The 17,186-nt window shown below is 60.9% G+C and carries 14 protein-coding genes; 5 read left to right on the forward strand and 9 right to left on the reverse strand.

Features of this window, described 5'->3' with window-relative positions; genetic code table 11:
• The 8 genes from ACIP8I_RS23425 to mtnA all read right to left on the reverse strand — a co-directional run.
• Positions 1-412: S1 RNA-binding domain-containing protein (locus ACIP8I_RS23425; protein WP_400764295.1), on the reverse strand; the 412-nt coding region annotated here is incomplete at its 3' end.
• 119 nt (positions 413-531) lie between these two features.
• Positions 532-1,221, reverse strand: coding sequence for a (d)CMP kinase (gene cmk / locus ACIP8I_RS23430; RefSeq protein ID WP_400764297.1), 690 nt, complete (start codon positions 1,219-1,221; stop codon positions 532-534).
• Positions 1,218-3,425: a bifunctional prephenate dehydrogenase/3-phosphoshikimate 1-carboxyvinyltransferase gene (locus ACIP8I_RS23435; RefSeq protein WP_400764298.1), complete on the reverse strand. Its 2,208-nt coding sequence runs from the start codon at positions 3,423-3,425 to the stop codon at positions 1,218-1,220. Before ACIP8I_RS23435 ends, cmk begins: the two co-directional genes overlap by 4 nt.
• Positions 3,426-3,453: 28 nt before the next feature.
• Positions 3,454-4,566 (reverse strand): histidinol-phosphate transaminase, encoded by a 1,113-nt coding sequence (gene hisC, locus ACIP8I_RS23440; protein WP_095137263.1) that lies wholly within the window; start codon positions 4,564-4,566, stop codon positions 3,454-3,456.
• 13 nt (positions 4,567-4,579) lie between these two features.
• Positions 4,580-5,674 carry a prephenate dehydratase gene (gene pheA, locus ACIP8I_RS23445; protein WP_086794155.1) on the reverse strand — a complete coding sequence of 365 codons (1,095 nt, stop codon included), beginning with the start codon at positions 5,672-5,674 and terminating at the stop codon, positions 4,580-4,582.
• Positions 5,674-6,759 (reverse strand): 3-phosphoserine/phosphohydroxythreonine transaminase, encoded by a 1,086-nt coding sequence (gene serC, locus ACIP8I_RS23450; RefSeq protein WP_400764301.1) that lies wholly within the window; start codon positions 6,757-6,759, stop codon positions 5,674-5,676. Before serC ends, pheA begins: the two co-directional genes overlap by 1 nt.
• A 234-nt stretch (positions 6,760-6,993) precedes the next feature.
• Positions 6,994-9,648: a DNA gyrase subunit A gene (gene gyrA / locus ACIP8I_RS23455; protein WP_400764303.1), complete on the reverse strand. Its 2,655-nt coding sequence runs from the start codon at positions 9,646-9,648 to the stop codon at positions 6,994-6,996.
• Between the two features lie 424 nt (positions 9,649-10,072).
• Entirely contained in the window at positions 10,073-11,149 is a 1,077-nt protein-coding gene (mtnA, locus tag ACIP8I_RS23460) for an S-methyl-5-thioribose-1-phosphate isomerase (protein WP_400764304.1), read from the reverse strand.
• A gap of 108 nt (positions 11,150-11,257) precedes the next feature.
• On the opposite strand from mtnA, the gene ACIP8I_RS23465 reads away from it, so the two are divergent.
• The 5 genes from ACIP8I_RS23465 to ACIP8I_RS23485 all read left to right on the forward strand — a co-directional run bounded on the left by ACIP8I_RS23465 (position 11,258) and on the right by ACIP8I_RS23485 (position 16,234).
• Positions 11,258-12,592, forward strand: a complete 1,335-nt coding sequence (locus ACIP8I_RS23465) for a TRZ/ATZ family hydrolase (protein WP_400764306.1) — start codon at positions 11,258-11,260, stop codon at positions 12,590-12,592.
• Positions 12,593-12,649: 57 nt separating this feature from the next.
• Positions 12,650-13,348, forward strand: coding sequence for a bifunctional 2-polyprenyl-6-hydroxyphenol methylase/3-demethylubiquinol 3-O-methyltransferase UbiG (ubiG, locus tag ACIP8I_RS23470; protein WP_007963616.1), 699 nt, complete (start codon positions 12,650-12,652; stop codon positions 13,346-13,348).
• Positions 13,349-13,352: 4 nt separating this feature from the next.
• Positions 13,353-14,024, forward strand: a complete 672-nt coding sequence (gene mupP / locus ACIP8I_RS23475; RefSeq protein ID WP_108592505.1) for an N-acetylmuramic acid 6-phosphate phosphatase MupP — start codon at positions 13,353-13,355, stop codon at positions 14,022-14,024.
• 180 nt (positions 14,025-14,204) lie between these two features.
• Positions 14,205-14,945 carry a YciK family oxidoreductase gene (locus tag ACIP8I_RS23480; protein WP_003226924.1) on the forward strand — a complete coding sequence of 247 codons (741 nt, stop codon included), beginning with the start codon at positions 14,205-14,207 and terminating at the stop codon, positions 14,943-14,945.
• A gap of 362 nt (positions 14,946-15,307) precedes the next feature.
• A complete protein-coding gene (locus tag ACIP8I_RS23485; protein WP_367085322.1) occupies positions 15,308-16,234 on the forward strand; it encodes a GGDEF domain-containing protein in 927 nt (308 codons plus the stop codon).
• A gap of 110 nt (positions 16,235-16,344) precedes the next feature.
• Here the strand turns inward: ACIP8I_RS23485 and ACIP8I_RS23490 are convergent, their stop codons facing one another.
• Positions 16,345-17,133, reverse strand: coding sequence for a TenA family transcriptional regulator (locus ACIP8I_RS23490; protein ID WP_400764311.1), 789 nt, complete (start codon positions 17,131-17,133; stop codon positions 16,345-16,347).
• Positions 17,134-17,186 lie beyond the last annotated feature (53 nt).

Raw genomic sequence — 17,186 nt, forward strand, 5'->3', positions numbered from 1 at the left:
CCCGGGAACCTGGCAGGAACGCACGGATGCCGTTAACGTCGACAGTAATGCCGCCTTTAACCTTACCGGGGATAACGCCCTTGACCACTTCCTCGGCTGCGAAGGCTGCTTCCAGAACGATCCAGCATTCAGCGCGCTTGGCTTTTTCACGGGACAGCTTGGTTTCACCGAAACCGTCTTCAACCGAATCCAGAGCTACGTGAACTTCGTCACCGACATTGATAGTCAGGTCACCAGCATCGTTGTAGAACTGTTCCAGCGGGATGAGTGCTTCAGACTTCAGGCCAGCGTGAACGGTTACCCAGCGAGCCTGGTAATCGATATCAACGATAACACCGGTGATGATGGAGCCTGCCTGAAGGTTCAGGGTCTTTAGGCTTTCTTCAAAGAGTTCCGCAAAGCTTTCGCTCATTTTAATTCCTGTAGATGAGGGCGAAGAATACGCCCATCTCCACACCCCAGACGGTGTGGGTTAGTTTCATTTAAAAGAAGCGCTGCAGGACTATGACTGGTCCCCTGCGGCCTTCTTGGTCACCCGGCGATATCGCGAATGGCGATCTCGCTCATGATGCGTTCAAGCACCTGATCGATGGACAACTCCGTGGAATCCAGCTGTATCGCATCAGCCGCCGGCTTGAGCGGGGCTACTGCGCGCTGGGTATCACGCTCGTCGCGTGCACGGATCTCATCTAGCAGACTCGACAGACTAACATCCTCGCCTTTGCCCTTCAACTGCAAATATCGGCGACGCGCCCGCTCCTCGGCACTGGCAGTCAGAAAAATCTTCAACGGCGCATCGGGAAACACCACTGTGCCCATGTCGCGACCATCAGCCACCAGACCCGGCGCTTCCAGGAAGGCGCGCTGACGCTGCAGCAGCGCCTCGCGCACTGCCGGCAACGCAGCCACCTGGGACGCTCCCGCACCAACACTTTCGGTACGGATCACATCGCTGACTTCATCGCCCTCAAGAATGATGCGCTGCAGCTGACCTTCGGTCGCCGCAATGAACTGCACATCCAGATGAGCGGCCAGTTTCTTCAGCAGCTCTTCATTGGTCAGGTCGACACCATGGTTGTGCGCAGCGAACGCCAGCAGGCGATACAGCGCACCGGAATCCAGCAGATTCCAGCCCAGACGCTTGGCCAGAATCCCGGCGACCGTGCCTTTGCCCGAACCGCTTGGCCCATCGATGGTGATGACCGGTGCAATGTTTTTCACGACTGAGCCTCTTGAGCCACACGAATGCCGACCTGCGCGCACAGCGCGAGGAAGTTCGGGAACGACGTCGCGACGTTGGCGCAATCATGAATGCGGATCGGCGCAGTGGCACGCAGCGAAGCGACACTGAACGCCATGGCGATACGGTGATCACCGTGACCATGCACTTCCCCGCCACCGATCTGGCCGCCATCAATGATGATGCCGTCCGGAGTCGGCTGGCACTTGACGCCCAGCGCCAGCAAGCCGTCCGCCATGACTTGAATGCGATCCGATTCCTTGACGCGCAGCTCTTCGGCGCCGGTCAGCACGGTACGACCCTCGGCACAGGCCGCCGCCACGAACAGCACCGGGAACTCGTCGATGGCCAGTGGCACCAGCGCCTCCGGAATCTCGATACCTTTCAGTTTAGCTGCCCGCACGCGCAAGTCGGCTACGGGTTCGCCACCGACTTCACGCTGGTTTTCCAGAGTGATATCGGCGCCCATCAGGCGCAGGATGTCGATGACACCGGTACGGGTCGGGTTGATGCCCACGTGCTCCAGCACCAGCTCCGAACCTTCAGCGATCGAGGCCGCCACCAGGAAGAACGCCGACGACGAGATGTCGCCCGGTACTTCAATGTGGGTCGCGGTCAGCTTGCCGCCGGATTCGACCGACGCGGTAGCGCCATCGACGCTCACCGCGTAGCCGAAACCACGCAGCATGCGTTCGGTGTGGTCACGGGTCGGCGCCGGCTCGGTCACGGTGGTCTTGCCTTCCGCGTACAGACCCGCCAGCAGCAGGCAGGACTTCACCTGAGCACTGGCCATCGGCATGGTGTAGGTCAGACCCTTGAGCTTGTGCCCGCCACGAATGGTCATCGGCGGACGACCTTCGGCAGCCGTTTCGATCACGGCGCCCATTTCCCGCAGCGGATTGGCCACGCGGTTCATCGGACGCTTGGACAGCGACGCATCGCCGGTCAGGGTGCTGTCGAAGTTCTGCGCCGCCAGCAGGCCGGACAGCAGACGCATCGACGTGCCGGAATTACCCAGATAGATCGGACCAGGTGCCGGCTTCAAGCCATGCAGACCGACGCCATGAATGGTCACACGACCGTGGTGCGGGCCTTCGATGACCACGCCCATGTCGCGAAATGCCTGCAAGGTCGCCAGGGCATCTTCGCCCTCGAGGAAACCTTCAACCTCGGTCACGCCTTCGGCCAGCGAGCCAAGCATGATCGAGCGGTGGGAAATCGATTTGTCACCTGGTACGCGAATCCGACCGGACAGGCGGCCACCAGGTTGAGCCAGGAAAATCAGATCGTTGGAATTCATAGCGTCCACATAGGCCCTGCGGGCCAGGATTTTACTGAAATGCTCGCGGGCAACCCGGGCGCGCGTGAAGACGCCCAACAATTGGTGCCCATCCCCTGCATCGACCGCGTCGCGCAAGGCGTCGAGGTCGCTGCGAAATGTATCGAGTGTGCGCAGGACAGCCTCGCGATTGGCGAGGAAGATGTCGTGCCACATCACCGGGTCGCTTCCGGCGATTCTTGTGAAATCGCGGAAACCGCCCGCAGCGTAACGGAAGATCTCAAGGTTTTCATTGCGTTTGGCCAACGAGTCGACCAGACCAAAGGCCAGCAGGTGCGGCAGATGACTGGTCGCGGCCAACACTTCATCGTGGCGCTCGACCTGCATGTGCTCGACGTCGGCGCCCAGCTCGCGCCACAAGCGATCAACCACTGCCAGTGCGGCCGGGTCGGTTTGCTCCAGCGGCGTGAGGATCACCTTGTGCCGACGGAACAGCTCAGAGTTGGAAGCTTCCACCCCGCTCTGCTCGGACCCGGCAATCGGATGACCCGGCACGAAACGCGCCGGCATGCCGCCGAATGCCTCGGTCGCCGCGCGCACTACATTGCCTTTGGCGCTGCCGACATCGGTCAGGATCGCCTGGCCCAGATCGACGCTCGCCAGACGGGCCAGCACTTTCTCCATCGCCAGGATCGGCACCGCCAGTTGAATCACGTCAGCGCCCTGACACGCAGCGATCAGATCGTCTTGACAGCGATCCACCACACCCAACTCGACCGCCAGCTTGCGCGATTGCGGGTCGAGATCGACCCCGACCACTTCGCGGCAGAGACCGCTTTCGCGCAAACCTTTGGCAAACGAACCACCGATCAAGCCCAGACCGACCACCACAAGGCGACCGATCATAGGTGCAGCAGATTGCAGAGCAGTGACATCACCCACGAGCCAGAACCTTGCGCAGCGCTTCGAGGAAGCGGCTGTTTTCCGCCGGCAGACCGATGGTCACCCGCAGGTGGTTCGGCATGCCGTAATTGGCCACCGGACGCACGATCACGCCTTCACGCAGCAGCCCCTGGAAAATCGGCGCAGCAACCTGACCGAGATCGACGCAGATGAAGTTGCCTTTGGACTCGATCCAGCTCAGACCCAATTCACGAAACCCTGCCTGCAACTGCTGCATGCCGGATTCGTTGAGCTGACGGCTTTGCGCCAGATACTCCTCGTCTTTCAGCGCCGCACAGGCCGCGGCCAGCGCCAGGCTGTTGACATTGAATGGCTGGCGCACACGGTTCAGCACGTCCGCCACCACCGCAGTGGACAGGCCATAACCGACGCGCAGCGCTGCCAGGCCATAGGCCTTGGAGAACGTGCGCGATACCAGCAGATTCGGGTACGCCGCGAGGAAATCCAGACCATCCGGCAGATCACTGCCTTCGGCGTATTCGATGTACGCCTCGTCCAGCACCACCAGCACGTGCTCCGGCACGTCCTGCAGGAACTCGTCCAGCGCTTCGGCGCCGAACCAGGTGCCGGTCGGGTTGTTCGGATTGGCGATGAATACCACGCGGGTATTGGCGTCTATGGCCGCGAGCATCGCAGGCAAGTCGTGGCCCCAGTCCTTGGCCGGAACCACTTTGGCCTGCGCACCGACCGCCTGGGTGGCGATCGGGTAGACAGCGAACGCGTGCTCACTGAACACTGCGTTCAGGCCCGGCGCCAGATAGGCGCGCGCCACCAGCTCGAGAATGTCGTTGGAGCCGTTGCCCAGGGTCACCTGGTTCAGCTCGACGCGGCACTGTTCGGCCAGCAGCGATTTCAGCGCAAAGCCGTTGCCGTCCGGATAACGGGTCAGCTCGGCCAGCTCTTCGCGGATCGCCGCCAGCGCTTTCGGACTGGCACCCAGCGGATTTTCGTTGCTTGCCAGTTTGACGATTTTCGCCGGATCCAGATCCAGCTCGCGCGCCAGCTCGTCCACAGGCTTGCCCGGAACGTACGGCGAAAGTTGTTGCACGCCCGGCTGCGCCAGAGCGAGGAAGTTGCCACTCATTTGCTACCGCCCCTTAGAGAACTGCTTTCGGGTAGGAACCCAGCACTTTGAGTGCTACTGCTTCCTGACTGATCTTTTCCAGTACACCTTTGATCAGCGGATCACGGTGATGGCCGACAAAGTCGATGAAGAACACATAGGTCCATTTGCCGCTGCGCGACGGACGGGTTTCGATCCGGGTCAGGTCAATCCCGTTGTCATGAAACGGCACCAGCAGCTCGTGGAGCGCGCCAGGTTTGTTGCTCATCGAGACGATGATCGAGGTCTTGTCGTCGCCGGTCGGCGGCACTTCCTGGTTACCGATCATCAGGAAGCGCGTCGAGTTGTCCGGTCGGTCTTCAATCTTCTCGGCCAGGCGCGTCAGGCCATACAGACCTGCAGCCATGTCGCCGGCAATCGCCGCCGAATTCCACTCACCCTTGACCCGCTTCGCCGCTTCGGCGTTGCTCGCCACCGCCACGCGCTCGACATTCGGATAGTGCGCGTCCAGCCACTTGCGGCACTGGGCCAGCGACTGCGCGTGGGAGTAGATGCGGCTGATGCTGTCGGTCTTGGTATTTTCCCCGACCAGCAAGTGATGGTGGATGCGCAACTCGACTTCGCCGCAGATCACCATGTCGTGTTCGAGGAAGCTGTCGAGGGTGTGGTTGACCGCGCCTTCGGTGGAGTTTTCCACCGGCACCACGCCAAAGTTCACCGCACCCGCCGCGACTTCACGGAACACTTCGTCGATCGCCGCCATCGGCTTGCTGATCACCGCGTGGCCGAAGTGTTTCATGGCCGCCGCCTGGGTGAAGGTGCCTTCAGGGCCGAGGTAAGCCACTTTCAGTGGCTGCTCGAGCGCCAGGCACGAGGACATGATTTCGCGGAACAACCGCGCCATCTCTTCGTTGCCCAATGGCCCCTGATTGCGCTCCATCACGCGCTTGAGCACCTGAGCTTCACGCTCGGGACGATAGAACACCGGCACTTCGCCTTCGGCCAGCGAGGCCATCTTTACTCGCGCAACTTCCTGGGCGCAGCGGGCACGCTCGCTGATCAGCTCGAGGACTTTACTGTCCAGAGCGTCGATGCGAACGCGCAGTGCCTTGAGTTCTTGCTCGGACATCAGCCGTGTTCCTTCTCGAATTCAGCCATGTACGCCACCAGCGCGTTGACGGCGTTGATGTCGACGGCGTTGTAGATGGAGGCGCGCATCCCGCCCACGGAGCGGTGGCCCTTGAGGTTGAGCAGGCCGCGCGCATCGGCACCGGCGAGGAACGGCTTGTCCAGGCGATCATCAGCCAGACGGAATGGCACGTTCATCCACGAGCGGTCCGACTTGTTGATCGGGTTGCTGTAGAGACCGCTTGCATCGATGAAGTCGTACAGCGTGCGCTGCTTGACGTCATTCAGTTTGGCGATCGCTTCGACGCCGCCCTGCTCTTTCAGCCACTGGAACACCAGACCGGAGAGGTACCAGGCCAGGGTCGGCGGCGTGTTGTACATCGAGCCGTTGTCGGCCGCGACCTTGTAGTCGAGCATGGTCGGGCACAGTGCACGCGCCTTGCCCAGCAAGTCTTCGCGGATGATGTTGACGACGATGCCGCTCGGGCCGATGTTCTTCTGTGCGCCGGCGTAGATCATGCCGAAACGCGAGATGTCGACCGGGCGCGAGAGGATGTCCGAAGACATGTCGGCGACCAGCGGCACATCACCGGTTTCCGGGATCCACTGGAATTCCAGACCGCCGATGGTTTCGTTCGGCGCGTAGTGAACGTAAGCGGCGTCTTTCGACAGGTTCCACTCGTTCTGCCCCGGAATGGCGAAATAGTCGTAAGGCTTGGCGGTGGCGGCAACGTTGACGTGGCCGTAGCGCGAGGCTTCTTCGATGGCTTTCTGCGACCAGATACCGGTGTCGACGTAGTCGGCAGAGCCGTTTTCCGGCAACAGATTCAGCGGGATCTGCGCGAATTGCTGGCTGGCGCCACCTTGCAGAAACAGCACTTTATAGTTCGACGGGATATTCAGCAGGTCACGCAGGTCCTGCTCGGCCTGGGTGGCAATAGACACGAACTCATCACTGCGATGACTCATTTCCATGACCGACAGACCCTTGCCATGCCAATCAAGGAGTTCACCCTGGGCACGTTGCAGGACAGCTTCAGGAAGCGCCGCAGGACCGGCACAGAAGTTATAGGCTCGCTTGCTCACATCCAATCTCGCTCTGACTTGGTGATACACAAAAAATCTGTAAATCGGTGATTCTGCACATCGAATCTGTACACCGACCCCATGTAGGAGCTGCCGAAGGCTGCGATCTTTTGATCTTGACTGGACAAAGCAGGATCAAAAGATCGCAGCCTCCGGCAGCTCCTACAGGGATCATGTTTCATGGCCGACAAATAACAAGGGGGCGAATTTTCATCCGCCCCCTCGCTTGTCCGCTTATTCCTGCGGCTCTTCGTCAGCTGCGGCGTCGAGTTGCTGGTCCTCGGCAACGTCGTCGATCACGACATCCCCCTCGAACTCGGCACCCTCTTCACCTTCAAGCTCTTCGCCTTCGACTTCCGACGGCTCCTGAACCCGCTCCAGACCGACCAGGGTTTCATCCTTGGCCAGTTTGATCAGGGTCACGCCCTGGGTGTTACGACCCAGGCTCGACACTTCGTCGACCCGCGTGCGCACCAGCGTGCCCTGATCGGAAATCAGCATGATTTCTTCGCCGTCGAGCACCTGAACCGCACCGACCAGACGACCGTTACGCTCGTTGCTGACCATGGCGATCACGCCCTGGCCGCCGCGCTTGTACTCAGGGAACTCGGTGATCGCGGTGCGCTTGCCATAACCACGCTCGGAAGCGGTGAGGATCTGGCTGCCTTCTTCCGGGATCAGCATCGAAATCAGCTTTTGCCCTTCCGGCAGACGCATGCCGCGTACGCCGCGAGCAGTACGGCCCATGGCACGCACATCGGACTCCTTGAAGCGCGTTACCTTGCCGCCGTCGGAGAACAGCATCACTTCACGCTCGCCATCGGTGATGGCCGCGGAGATCAGCACGTCGCCTTCGTCCAGCTCCAGCGCGATCAGACCGACGCTGCGCTGACGGCTGAAGGATTCCAGCGGAGTCTTCTTCACGGTGCCGTTGGCGGTCGCCATGAAGATGTAGTGACCTTCGGTGTATTCCTCGACCGGCAGCATGGTGGTGATGTATTCACCGTCATCCAGCGGCAGCAGGTTGACCAGCGGACGACCACGGGCGGCACGGGACGCTTCCGGAATTTCGTAAGTCTTCAGCCAGTAAACCTTGCCCTTGCTGGAGAACAGCAGCAGCGTGGTGTGGCTGTTGGCAACCAGCAGGTGAGCGATGTAGTCCTCATCCTTGACGCCGGTCGCCGATTTGCCTTTGCCGCCACGACGCTGAGCCTGGTACGCAGCCAGCGGCTGGGTCTTGGCGTAGCCACCGTGGGAGATGGTCACGACGCGCTCTTCTTCCGGGATCATGTCACCCAGGGTCAGGTCGAGACGCGCATCGAGGATCTCGGTGCGACGCACGTCGCCGTATTCGGCACGGATCACTTCCAGCTCTTCGCGGATCACTTCCATCAGGCGCACGGCGCTGTTGAGGATACGGATCAGCTCGCCGATCTGGTTGAGGATCTCCTGGTACTCGGCCAGCAGCTTCTCGTGCTCCAGACCGGTCAGACGGTGCAGACGCAGTTCGAGAATGGCTTGCGCCTGCTCTGGCGACAGGAAGTACTTGCCTTCACGCAGACCGTATTGCGGATCGAGGTTTTCCGGACGGCACGAATCGGCGCCGGCACGTTCCACCATTGCCACCACCGCCGAGGACTCCCAAGGGGTGCTGACCAGCGCTTCTTTCGCTTCCGACGGGGTCGGCGAAGCCTTGATCAGGGCGATTACCGGGTCGATGTTCGACAGGGCAACGGCCTGGCCTTCGAGGATGTGACCACGCTCGCGAGCCTTGCGCAGTTCGAACACGGTACGACGGGTAACCACTTCGCGACGGTGACGAACGAAGGCTTCCAGCAGATCCTTGAGGTTGAGGATGCGCGGACGGCCGTCGATCAGCGCGACGATGTTGATGCCGAATACCGATTGCAGCTGGGTCTGGGCGTAGAGGTTGTTGAGGATCACCTCAGGCACTTCGCCGCGACGCAGTTCGTTCTCGACGCGCATACCGTCCTTGTCGGACTCGTCGCGCAGCTCGGTGATGCCTTCGAGCTTCTTCTCTTTGACCAGCTCGGCGATCTTCTCGATCAGACGCGCCTTGTTCAGCTGATACGGGAGTTCGGTGATGACGATCTGCTGACGACCACCGACCTTGTCGATGTCTTCGATGATCGAGCGCGCACGCATGTAAATGCGGCCGCGACCGGTGCGGTAGGCTTCGATGATGCCGGCACGACCGTTGATGATCGCGGCCGTCGGGAAGTCCGGACCGGGGATGTATTGCATCAGCTCATCGACGGTCAGCTCGGGGTTGTCGATGAGGGCCAGGCAACCGTCGATGACTTCACCGAGGTTGTGCGGCGGAATGTTGGTCGCCATGCCCACGGCGATACCGCTGGAACCGTTGACCAGCAGGTTCGGGATGCGCGTCGGCATCACCGCCGGGATCATTTCGGTGCCGTCGTAGTTCGGCACCCAGTCCACGGTTTCCTTGTGCAGGTCGGCCAGCAGCTCGTGCGCCAGCTTGGTCATGCGCACTTCGGTGTATCGCATGGCCGCGGCGTTGTCGCCGTCCACCGAACCGAAGTTGCCCTGACCGTCAACCAGCAGGTAGCGCAGGGAGAAAGGCTGGGCCATGCGGACGATGGTGCCGTACACCGCGGTATCACCGTGCGGGTGATACTTACCGATCACGTCACCGACAACACGGGCAGATTTCTTGTACGGCTTGTTGAAGTCGTTGCCCAGCTCGCTCATCGCGAACAGTACGCGACGGTGCACGGGCTTGAGGCCATCGCGCGCATCCGGCAGTGCACGGCCGACGATTACGCTCATCGCGTAGTCGAGGTAGGACTGTTTCAGCTCGTCTTCGATATTGACCGGGAGGATTTCTTTGGCCAGTTCGCCCATGAGAAGCCTGATTCCTTTTTCTGGTGAAACTTCGTCATATCCATATGGGATGTACGAAGCTCGTCGGGGCAGGCTGAGTGCCGTGCGCCGACTTACGACAAATCAACAAGTCGGACCGTGATTTGCGCAGTAAAGACAGCTCCGTGAAGCTGCCTCGGAAAACGCCGGATGTTATCACAAGAGCCGCCACGCACCTATCCCCCAGATGCGCATGGAGCATAGTTAGTTGACCGATGACAGGCGTAAAGGGGACGAGAGAGGCTCAGAGCTTCTTTGAATGCAGATTTGAGGTCAGGTTTTGCGATGTTTATTGACTTTTAGGGCCCCATCGCTGGCAAGCCAGCTCCCACAGGGTCAGCAGCGAGCACAAAACCTGTGGGAGCTGGCTTGCCAGCGAAGGCGTCCTTGCAGACGCCAAAGCCAGTCAATGCAGGCGCTTGCGGCACATCAACTGGGCCATTTTCGCCGTATCCGGGCGCTCGACGATGCCTTTTTCAGTGACGATCGCATCGATCAGATCCGCCGGCGTCACATCAAACACCGGGTTGAACGCCTCGACGTCCGCCCCCACGCGCTTGCCACCGACTTCCAGCAGTTCGGCGCCGTCACGTTCCTCGATCGGGATGTCGTCGCCGCTCGCGAGAGTCATGTCGATGGTCGAACTCGGCGCCACCACCATGAAACGCACGCCATGGTGCATGGCGTTGACCGCCAGTTGGTAGGTGCCGATCTTGTTTGCCACATCGCCATTGGCGGTGATGCGGTCAGCACCAACGATCACCCAGGTCACGCCTTTGGTTTTCATGATGTGCGCGGCCGCCGAGTCGGCATTCAGCGTCACCGGAATGCCTTCGTTCGCCAGCTCCCAGGCCGTCAGGCGCGAACCTTGCAGCCACGGCCGGGTTTCATCGGCATACACCCGCTCGACCATGCCTTCCAGGTACGCCGCACGAATCACCCCCAACGCCGTACCGAAACCGCCGGTGGCCAAGGCGCCGGTGTTGCAATGGGTGAGAATCGCCTGGGCATTGCCCTGATGCTTGCGGATCAGATCGACGCCGAGCTGGGCCATGGTCAGGTTGGCTTCGCGATCACTTTCATGAATGGCGATGGCTTCAGCTTCCAGCGCCGCCAGCGGATCGGCGTTTTCTTTCAGCCGATCCAGACGGTCGTGCATGCGATTCAGCGCCCAGAACAGATTGACTGCGGTCGGGCGGGAATCCGCCAGCAGGGCGAAATCCTCTTCCAGCGCCGCATACCAGTCGCCGCCTTCAGCCACCCGGGCGCGGGCCGACAGCACAATGCCATAGGCCGCACTGATGCCGATGGCCGGTGCGCCACGCACCACCATCGAACGAATCGCCTCAGCCACACCGGCAGCGCTGGTGTAGGCAATCCAGGTTTCCTCGAACGGCAAAATACGCTGATCCAGCAGGTGGAGCGCGCCATCTCGCCAATCGATGGCCTTTACTTTCTCCGCAGCCAACAGTCGATCGCGCATCCCTCACCCCGCACTCATGAACAAAAGCCGCCGATTATAGCGATCCCCCCGCGAAGACGAGCGGGTATACTTCGCCATCCTTTACAAAAGCACTGGAACCGACCCTCGATGCCGAAACCTGCCATTGCGCTCGACTTATTATTGCTGCCGACCTGGCTGGTACCCGTCGAACCTGCAGGCGTGGTGCTCAAGGAGCATGGCCTGGGCATTCGCGACGGTCGCATCGTGTTTATCGGCCCGCGCGCCGAAGCATTGAAGTGTAACGCCACTGAAGTCCGCGAATTGCCGGACGTGCTGCTCGCCCCGGGCCTGATCAACGCTCACGGGCATGCGGCGATGACCCTGTTCCGTGGCCTGGCCGACGATCTGCCGCTGATGACCTGGCTGGAAAAACACATCTGGCCGGCCGAAGCCAAATGGGTCGATGAAGAGTTTGTCCGTGATGGTACTGATCTGGCGATTGCCGAGCAGATCAAGGGTGGCATCAGCTGTTTCTCGGACATGTACTTCTTCCCGAAGGTCGCCAGTGAGCGCGTGCACAACAGTGGCATTCGCGCGCAGATCGCGATTCCGATCCTCGATTTCCCGATCCCCGGCGCCAGCAGCGCCGATGAGGCGATTCGTCAGGGCGTCGAGCTGTTCGGCGATCTGAAGCATCACGAACGGATCAAAATCACCTTCGGCCCCCATGCACCCTACACCGTGGGCGACGAGAACCTGGAAAAAATCCGCGTGATCGCTGAAGAGCTGGACGCGTCGATCCACATGCACGTCCACGAAACCGCCTTCGAAGTCCAGCAATCGCTGGAACATCGCGGCGAGCGACCACTGGCCCGCCTCGGTCGCCTCGGCCTGCTCGGCCCGCGCTTCCAGGCGGTGCACATGACCCAGATCAGCGATGACGATCTGGCATTACTGGTAGAAAGCAACACCAGCGTGATCCACTGCCCGGAATCGAACCTGAAGCTGGCCAGCGGTTTCTGCCCGGTGGAGCGCTTGTGGCAGGCTGGCGTGAACGTCGCCGTCGGTACCGATGGCGCGGCGAGCAACAACGATCTCGACCTGCTCGGCGAAACCCGCACCGCCGCGCTGCTGGCCAAAGCCGTCGCCGGCTCGGCCACTGCGCTGGACGCCCATCGTGCGCTACGCATGGCCACGCTCAACGGCGCACGGGCCTTGGGCATCGAGGCGCAGGTCGGTTCGCTGGAGATCGGCAAGGCCGCGGACATCGTCGCGTTCGACCTGTCCGGCCTGGCCCAGCAACCGGTCTATGACCCGGTGTCGCAACTTATCTATGCCACCGGCCGCGACTGCGTGAAACACCTGTGGGTCGCCGGCAAACAATTACTCGACGACCGGCGCCTGACCCGTCTGGACGAACAACAACTGGGCGCCACCGCCCGGGCCTGGGGCCAGCGCATCAACGGCCACACCGAATCGTAAACACCGCGGAGCAGATTCCGCGGCTACAACCCTTTTCAAGTTTTTCGAGGAATAGATATGAGCAACGTCGACCACGCCGAAATCGCCAAATTCGAAGCCCTGGCCCATCGCTGGTGGGACCGTGAAAGCGAATTCAAACCGCTGCACGACATCAACCCGCTGCGCGTCAACTGGATTGACGAGCGGGTCAATCTGGCCGGCAAGAAAGTCCTCGACGTCGGTTGCGGCGGCGGCATCCTCAGCGAAGCCATGGCTCAGCGCGGTGCAACCGTGACGGGCATCGACATGGGCGAAGCGCCGCTGGCGGTTGCGCAACTGCATCAGCTGGAATCCGGGGTCAACGTCGAATACCGGCAGATCACCGCCGAAGCCCTGGCCGAGGAAATGCCCGAGCAGTTCGACGTCGTAACCTGCCTGGAAATGCTCGAGCACGTACCGGACCCGTCGTCGGTGATCCGTGCCTGCTACCGCATGGTCAAGCCGGGCGGCCAGGTGTTCTTCTCGACCATCAACCGCAACCCGAAGGCGTACCTGTTCGCCATCATCGGCGCCGAATACATCATGAAGCTGCTGCCGCGCGGCACCCATGACTTCAAGAAATTCATCCGCCCGTCCGAGCTGGGCGCCTGGAGCCGCATTGCCGGCTTGACCGTCAAGGACATCATCGGCCTGACCTACAACCCGCTGACCAAGCACTACAAGCTGGCCAACGACGTTGACGTCAACTACATGATCCAGACCCTGCGCGAGGAGTAAGCCGATGGCCATCAGAGCAGTCCTTTTCGACATGGACGGCACCCTGCTCGACACCGCGCCGGACTTCATCGCCATTTGTCAGGCGATGCGCGCGGATCGTGGCTTGCCGCCGATGAACGACAAGCACATCCGCGACGAGATCTCCGGCGGCGCCAAAGCGATGGTCGCTGTGACGTTCTCGATGGACCCGGAATCGCCGGGTTTCGAGGAGCTGCGTCAGGAATTCCTCGAGCGTTATCTGGCTGGATGCGCGGTGCACAGCAAGCTGTTCGACGGCATGGGCGAACTGTTGGCCGATATCGAAAAGGCCAACCTGATCTGGGGTGTGGTCACCAACAAGCCGGTGCGCTTCGCCGAACCGATCATGCAACAGCTGGGGCTGGCCGAGCGTTCGGCGCTGCTGATCTGCCCGGATCACGTGAAAAACAGCAAACCGGACCCGGAGCCGCTGATCCTCGCGTGCAAGATGCTTGATCTGGATCCATCGACCGTTTTGTTTGTAGGCGATGATCTGCGTGATATCGAGTCGGGCCGCGATGCCGGCACCAAGACCTGCGCCGTAACCTATGGCTACATTCACCCGGACGACAACCCGCGGCACTGGGGCGCGGATGTGGTGGTGGATCATCCGCTGGAGTTGCGCAAGGTGCTCGATAGCGCGCTTTGCAGCTGCTGACCCGACACACTCCTGTGGCGAGGGAGCTTGCTCCCGCTGGGTCGCGCAGCGGCCCCTTTTTTCCTGAGTGCGCATTTTCTCAGGCACACCGCACTGGCTAGCGTTACGACTGCTTTGCAGCCGAGCGGGAGCAAGCTCCCTCGCCACAAAGTTCAGCATTCGCCTTATGGAGAGGTTTTTATGTTTGATTACACCGCCCGTCCCGAATTGCTCAAGGATCGGGTCATTCTGGTCACCGGTGCCGGTCGTGGCATCGGTGCGGCTGCCGCGAAAACCTATGCCGCCCACGGCGCCACCGTGCTGCTGCTGGGTAAGACCGAAGCCAATCTGACCCAGGTCTACGACGAGATCGAGGCCGCGGGCCATCCGCAACCGGCAGTGATCCCGTTCAACCTCGAGACTGCCCTGCCCCATCAATACGATGAGCTGGCGGCGATGATCGAAACCGAGTTCGGCCACCTCGACGGCCTGCTGCACAACGCCTCGATCATCGGGCCGCGCACGCCGATCGAACAGCTGTCGGGCGAAAACTTCATGCGTGTCATGCAGGTCAACGTCAACGCCATGTTCATGCTGACCAGCACCCTGCTGCCGCTGCTCAAGCTGTCGCAGGATGCCTCGGTGGTGTTCACCTCCAGCAGCGTCGGGCGCAAGGGCCGCGCCTATTGGGGCGCCTACGGGGTGTCGAAGTTCGCCACCGAAGGCCTGATGCAAACGCTGGCCGACGAGGTCGATGGCGTGGCACCCGTGCGCTCCAACAGCATCAACCCGGGCGGCACGCGTACCAGCATGCGTGCACAGGCCTATCCGGGGGAAAACCCGCTGAACAATCCGACTCCGGAAGAGATCATGCCGGTGTACCTGTACCTGATGGGCCCGGACAGCACGGGCATCAATGGCCAGGCATTCAACGCGCAATAACTGCCATACGTCGCTTTTGTTGCCGTGGCGGATTACCGTCGCGGCACACAATTGCCGCTTCCCACTGTCACACTTCAGTCAAATATCCGCCACCCGCCCTCAAAGCAAAAAGCCATCCTGTTGATTCATAAAGGTTTTAATAAACCTGAACTGAATGGCACGACTTTCGCTCTAATTTTCCTCAAAGCATGCCGTGTGAAGGCACTGGGGCAAGGCCGATTTCGATAGCTGACTAATCGTCATCAGGCAGACTAAACTTACGCCAAATGTCCTACGGGACTGATGGATCAGTATGACGCGCAGCCCATAGCCGCTCTCACCCAGCCTGTAAGACAGACTTACTGCTTAGGGGCTCACGCCATATGAAATCACCCTCCCAGACCAATGCAATTGACTTTGACAGTGCCAAATTGCAACGCCTGGGCTTTGGTCAGCTGCCTCCGCTTCTGGAACGCCCGGCCAGCCTGGCGCAACTGCGCCAGCAAATGAGCCTGCAACTGCAAACCAGTCTTGAGCCGCAACGAATCCTTGGTCTGTTTTTCCGTGAAGTTCAGCGCCTGGTGCCGCTGGATGCCTTGAGCTACGTGCATACGGGCAGCGACCTGCGCCTGGAGTTCGGCGCGCGCGGTCACCATTCGGTCAGCTACAGCCTCAGCCACGAAGGCGAACACTTGGGCGAACTGGTTTTCCGCCGCAACCAGCGCTTCAGCGAGCAGGATCAGGGCAACCTTGAGTCACTGCTGTCGTCTCTGTTATTCCCGATGCGCAACGCCCTGCTCTACCGCGCAGCAACGCAAAGCGCACTGCGCGACCCGCTGACCGGAACCGGCAACCGGATCGCCATGGAGCAGACCCTGCAACGCGAAATCGACATGTCCCGCCGGCATCTGCAACCGCTGTCGGTGCTGATGCTCGACATCGACCACTTCAAACGGGTCAACGACAGCCACGGCCACAGCGCCGGGGATGACGTGCTCAAGGCCGTGGCGGCTTCGATCAAGGGCCAGCTGCGCAACGTCGACATGGTGTTTCGCTATGGCGGGGAAGAGTTTCTGATCTTGCTGTGCAACACCGGCCGGGAAGCGGCGGCGATGGTCGGCGAGCGTCTGCGGCATGCCGCGCAGGCAGCGGAATATTTCGCGGACGGGCAGTTGATCGACCTGACTGTGAGCCTTGGCTGCTCGACTCTGCTGCCAGGTGAATCAGCGGACAGTCTGCTGCGCCGGGCCGACAGTGCGCTGTACGTGGCCAAGCGCGAGGGGCGCAATCGGTTGGCGATGGCTGGCTGAATTCTTCCAGACACCCAAAAACCACTGTAGGAGTGAGCCTGCTCGCGATCACGGTGTGTCAGTCACCGTCGATGTTGACTGACACACCGTGATCGCGAGCAGGCTCACTCCTACATTTTTGCGGCGTTATTGGCTATCAGCTCTCTACAAAGTGCCCGACGTTCACGCCCGTGCAACGCACGCTCGGCGGTTTCCAGCTGCATACAGCGCTCCAGGAACAGGTACATGTAGTCGTAGCTCTTGCACACCGCCTGGCGCAGTTCCGTCTGCAACGCCTTGCTCGGGTTCATGCCTGCCAGCGTGCAGATGATTTCCAGCGCTTCCCACGGATGGGCGTCGTCGTATTGGGCATGCATCTTCAGCCACTTCATCGCGCGCTTGCGCTCTTCTTCCGGGAACGCCGCCGCGTACACGCCAGTTGAGCAGACCAGCGCCGACCACTCCCCGGTCGCCCCCTCGATAGCGTAGTTGGTCGCAGCGATGGCGACGATCAGCGAATCCGCCGAACTCGTATGCCAGCACCAGTGACTCAGCGCATGCAGTTCCGGCGGTACTTGCTGGGCCTGCAGATCCTCCAGGCTGACGCCATGCGCGCGGCTCCAGTTCAGCCAGTAGTCGGCGTGATTGAGTTCGACGCGGATGTTGCGCATCAACCAGCGGCGCGCCATATCCTCCCCAGGATGGCGGGCGAACTTGGTCTTGGTCAGGTTCTGCGCCATATACAACGCAAACTGTTCAACCACTGGCCAGCCCCCGATCAGGTACTGACGCATGGTTTTGGCGCTGAGCTTGTTATCACGCATGCGCATATACAGTTCATGTTCGACAACCCGGCGCTTGCTCTCGCTGCAATCCGTTATGAGCTGTTGTGCCCAGGCAGGATAACTTGCAGCTTCCATGAGTGGTCCGGTTCGGTTGAATGTGTCGATCACTGTTCGGCTCCTTTTGATTT

Origin of the sequence: Pseudomonas sp. NPDC088414 (assembly GCF_044753325.1) — a bacterium.
In the GTDB taxonomy this organism is placed as follows: Bacteria; Pseudomonadota; Gammaproteobacteria; order Pseudomonadales; family Pseudomonadaceae; genus Aquipseudomonas.

Bases quoted from the DNA above. Each gene is read 5' to 3' on its own strand.
- gyrA (WP_400764303.1), bottom strand. From the start codon at position 9,648: ATGGGCGAACTGGCCAAAGAAATCCTCCCGGTCAATATCGAAGACGAG.
- ACIP8I_RS23435 (WP_400764298.1), bottom strand. From the start codon at position 3,425: ATGATCGGTCGCCTTGTGGTGGTCGGTCTGGGCTTGATCGGTGGTTCG.
- ubiG (WP_007963616.1), top strand. From the start codon at position 12,650: ATGAGCAACGTCGACCACGCCGAAATCGCCAAATTCGAAGCCCTGGCC.
- pheA (WP_086794155.1), bottom strand. From the start codon at position 5,674: ATGTCCGAGCAAGAACTCAAGGCACTGCGCGTTCGCATCGACGCTCTG.
- ACIP8I_RS23490 (WP_400764311.1), bottom strand. From the start codon at position 17,133: ATGGAAGCTGCAAGTTATCCTGCCTGGGCACAACAGCTCATAACGGAT.
- ACIP8I_RS23485 (WP_367085322.1), top strand. From the start codon at position 15,308: ATGAAATCACCCTCCCAGACCAATGCAATTGACTTTGACAGTGCCAAA.
- ACIP8I_RS23480 (WP_003226924.1), top strand. From the start codon at position 14,205: ATGTTTGATTACACCGCCCGTCCCGAATTGCTCAAGGATCGGGTCATT.
- ACIP8I_RS23465 (WP_400764306.1), top strand. From the start codon at position 11,258: ATGCCGAAACCTGCCATTGCGCTCGACTTATTATTGCTGCCGACCTGG.
- hisC (WP_095137263.1), bottom strand. From the start codon at position 4,566: ATGAGTGGCAACTTCCTCGCTCTGGCGCAGCCGGGCGTGCAACAACTT.
- mupP (WP_108592505.1), top strand. From the start codon at position 13,353: ATGGCCATCAGAGCAGTCCTTTTCGACATGGACGGCACCCTGCTCGAC.
- mtnA (WP_400764304.1), bottom strand. From the start codon at position 11,149: ATGCGCGATCGACTGTTGGCTGCGGAGAAAGTAAAGGCCATCGATTGG.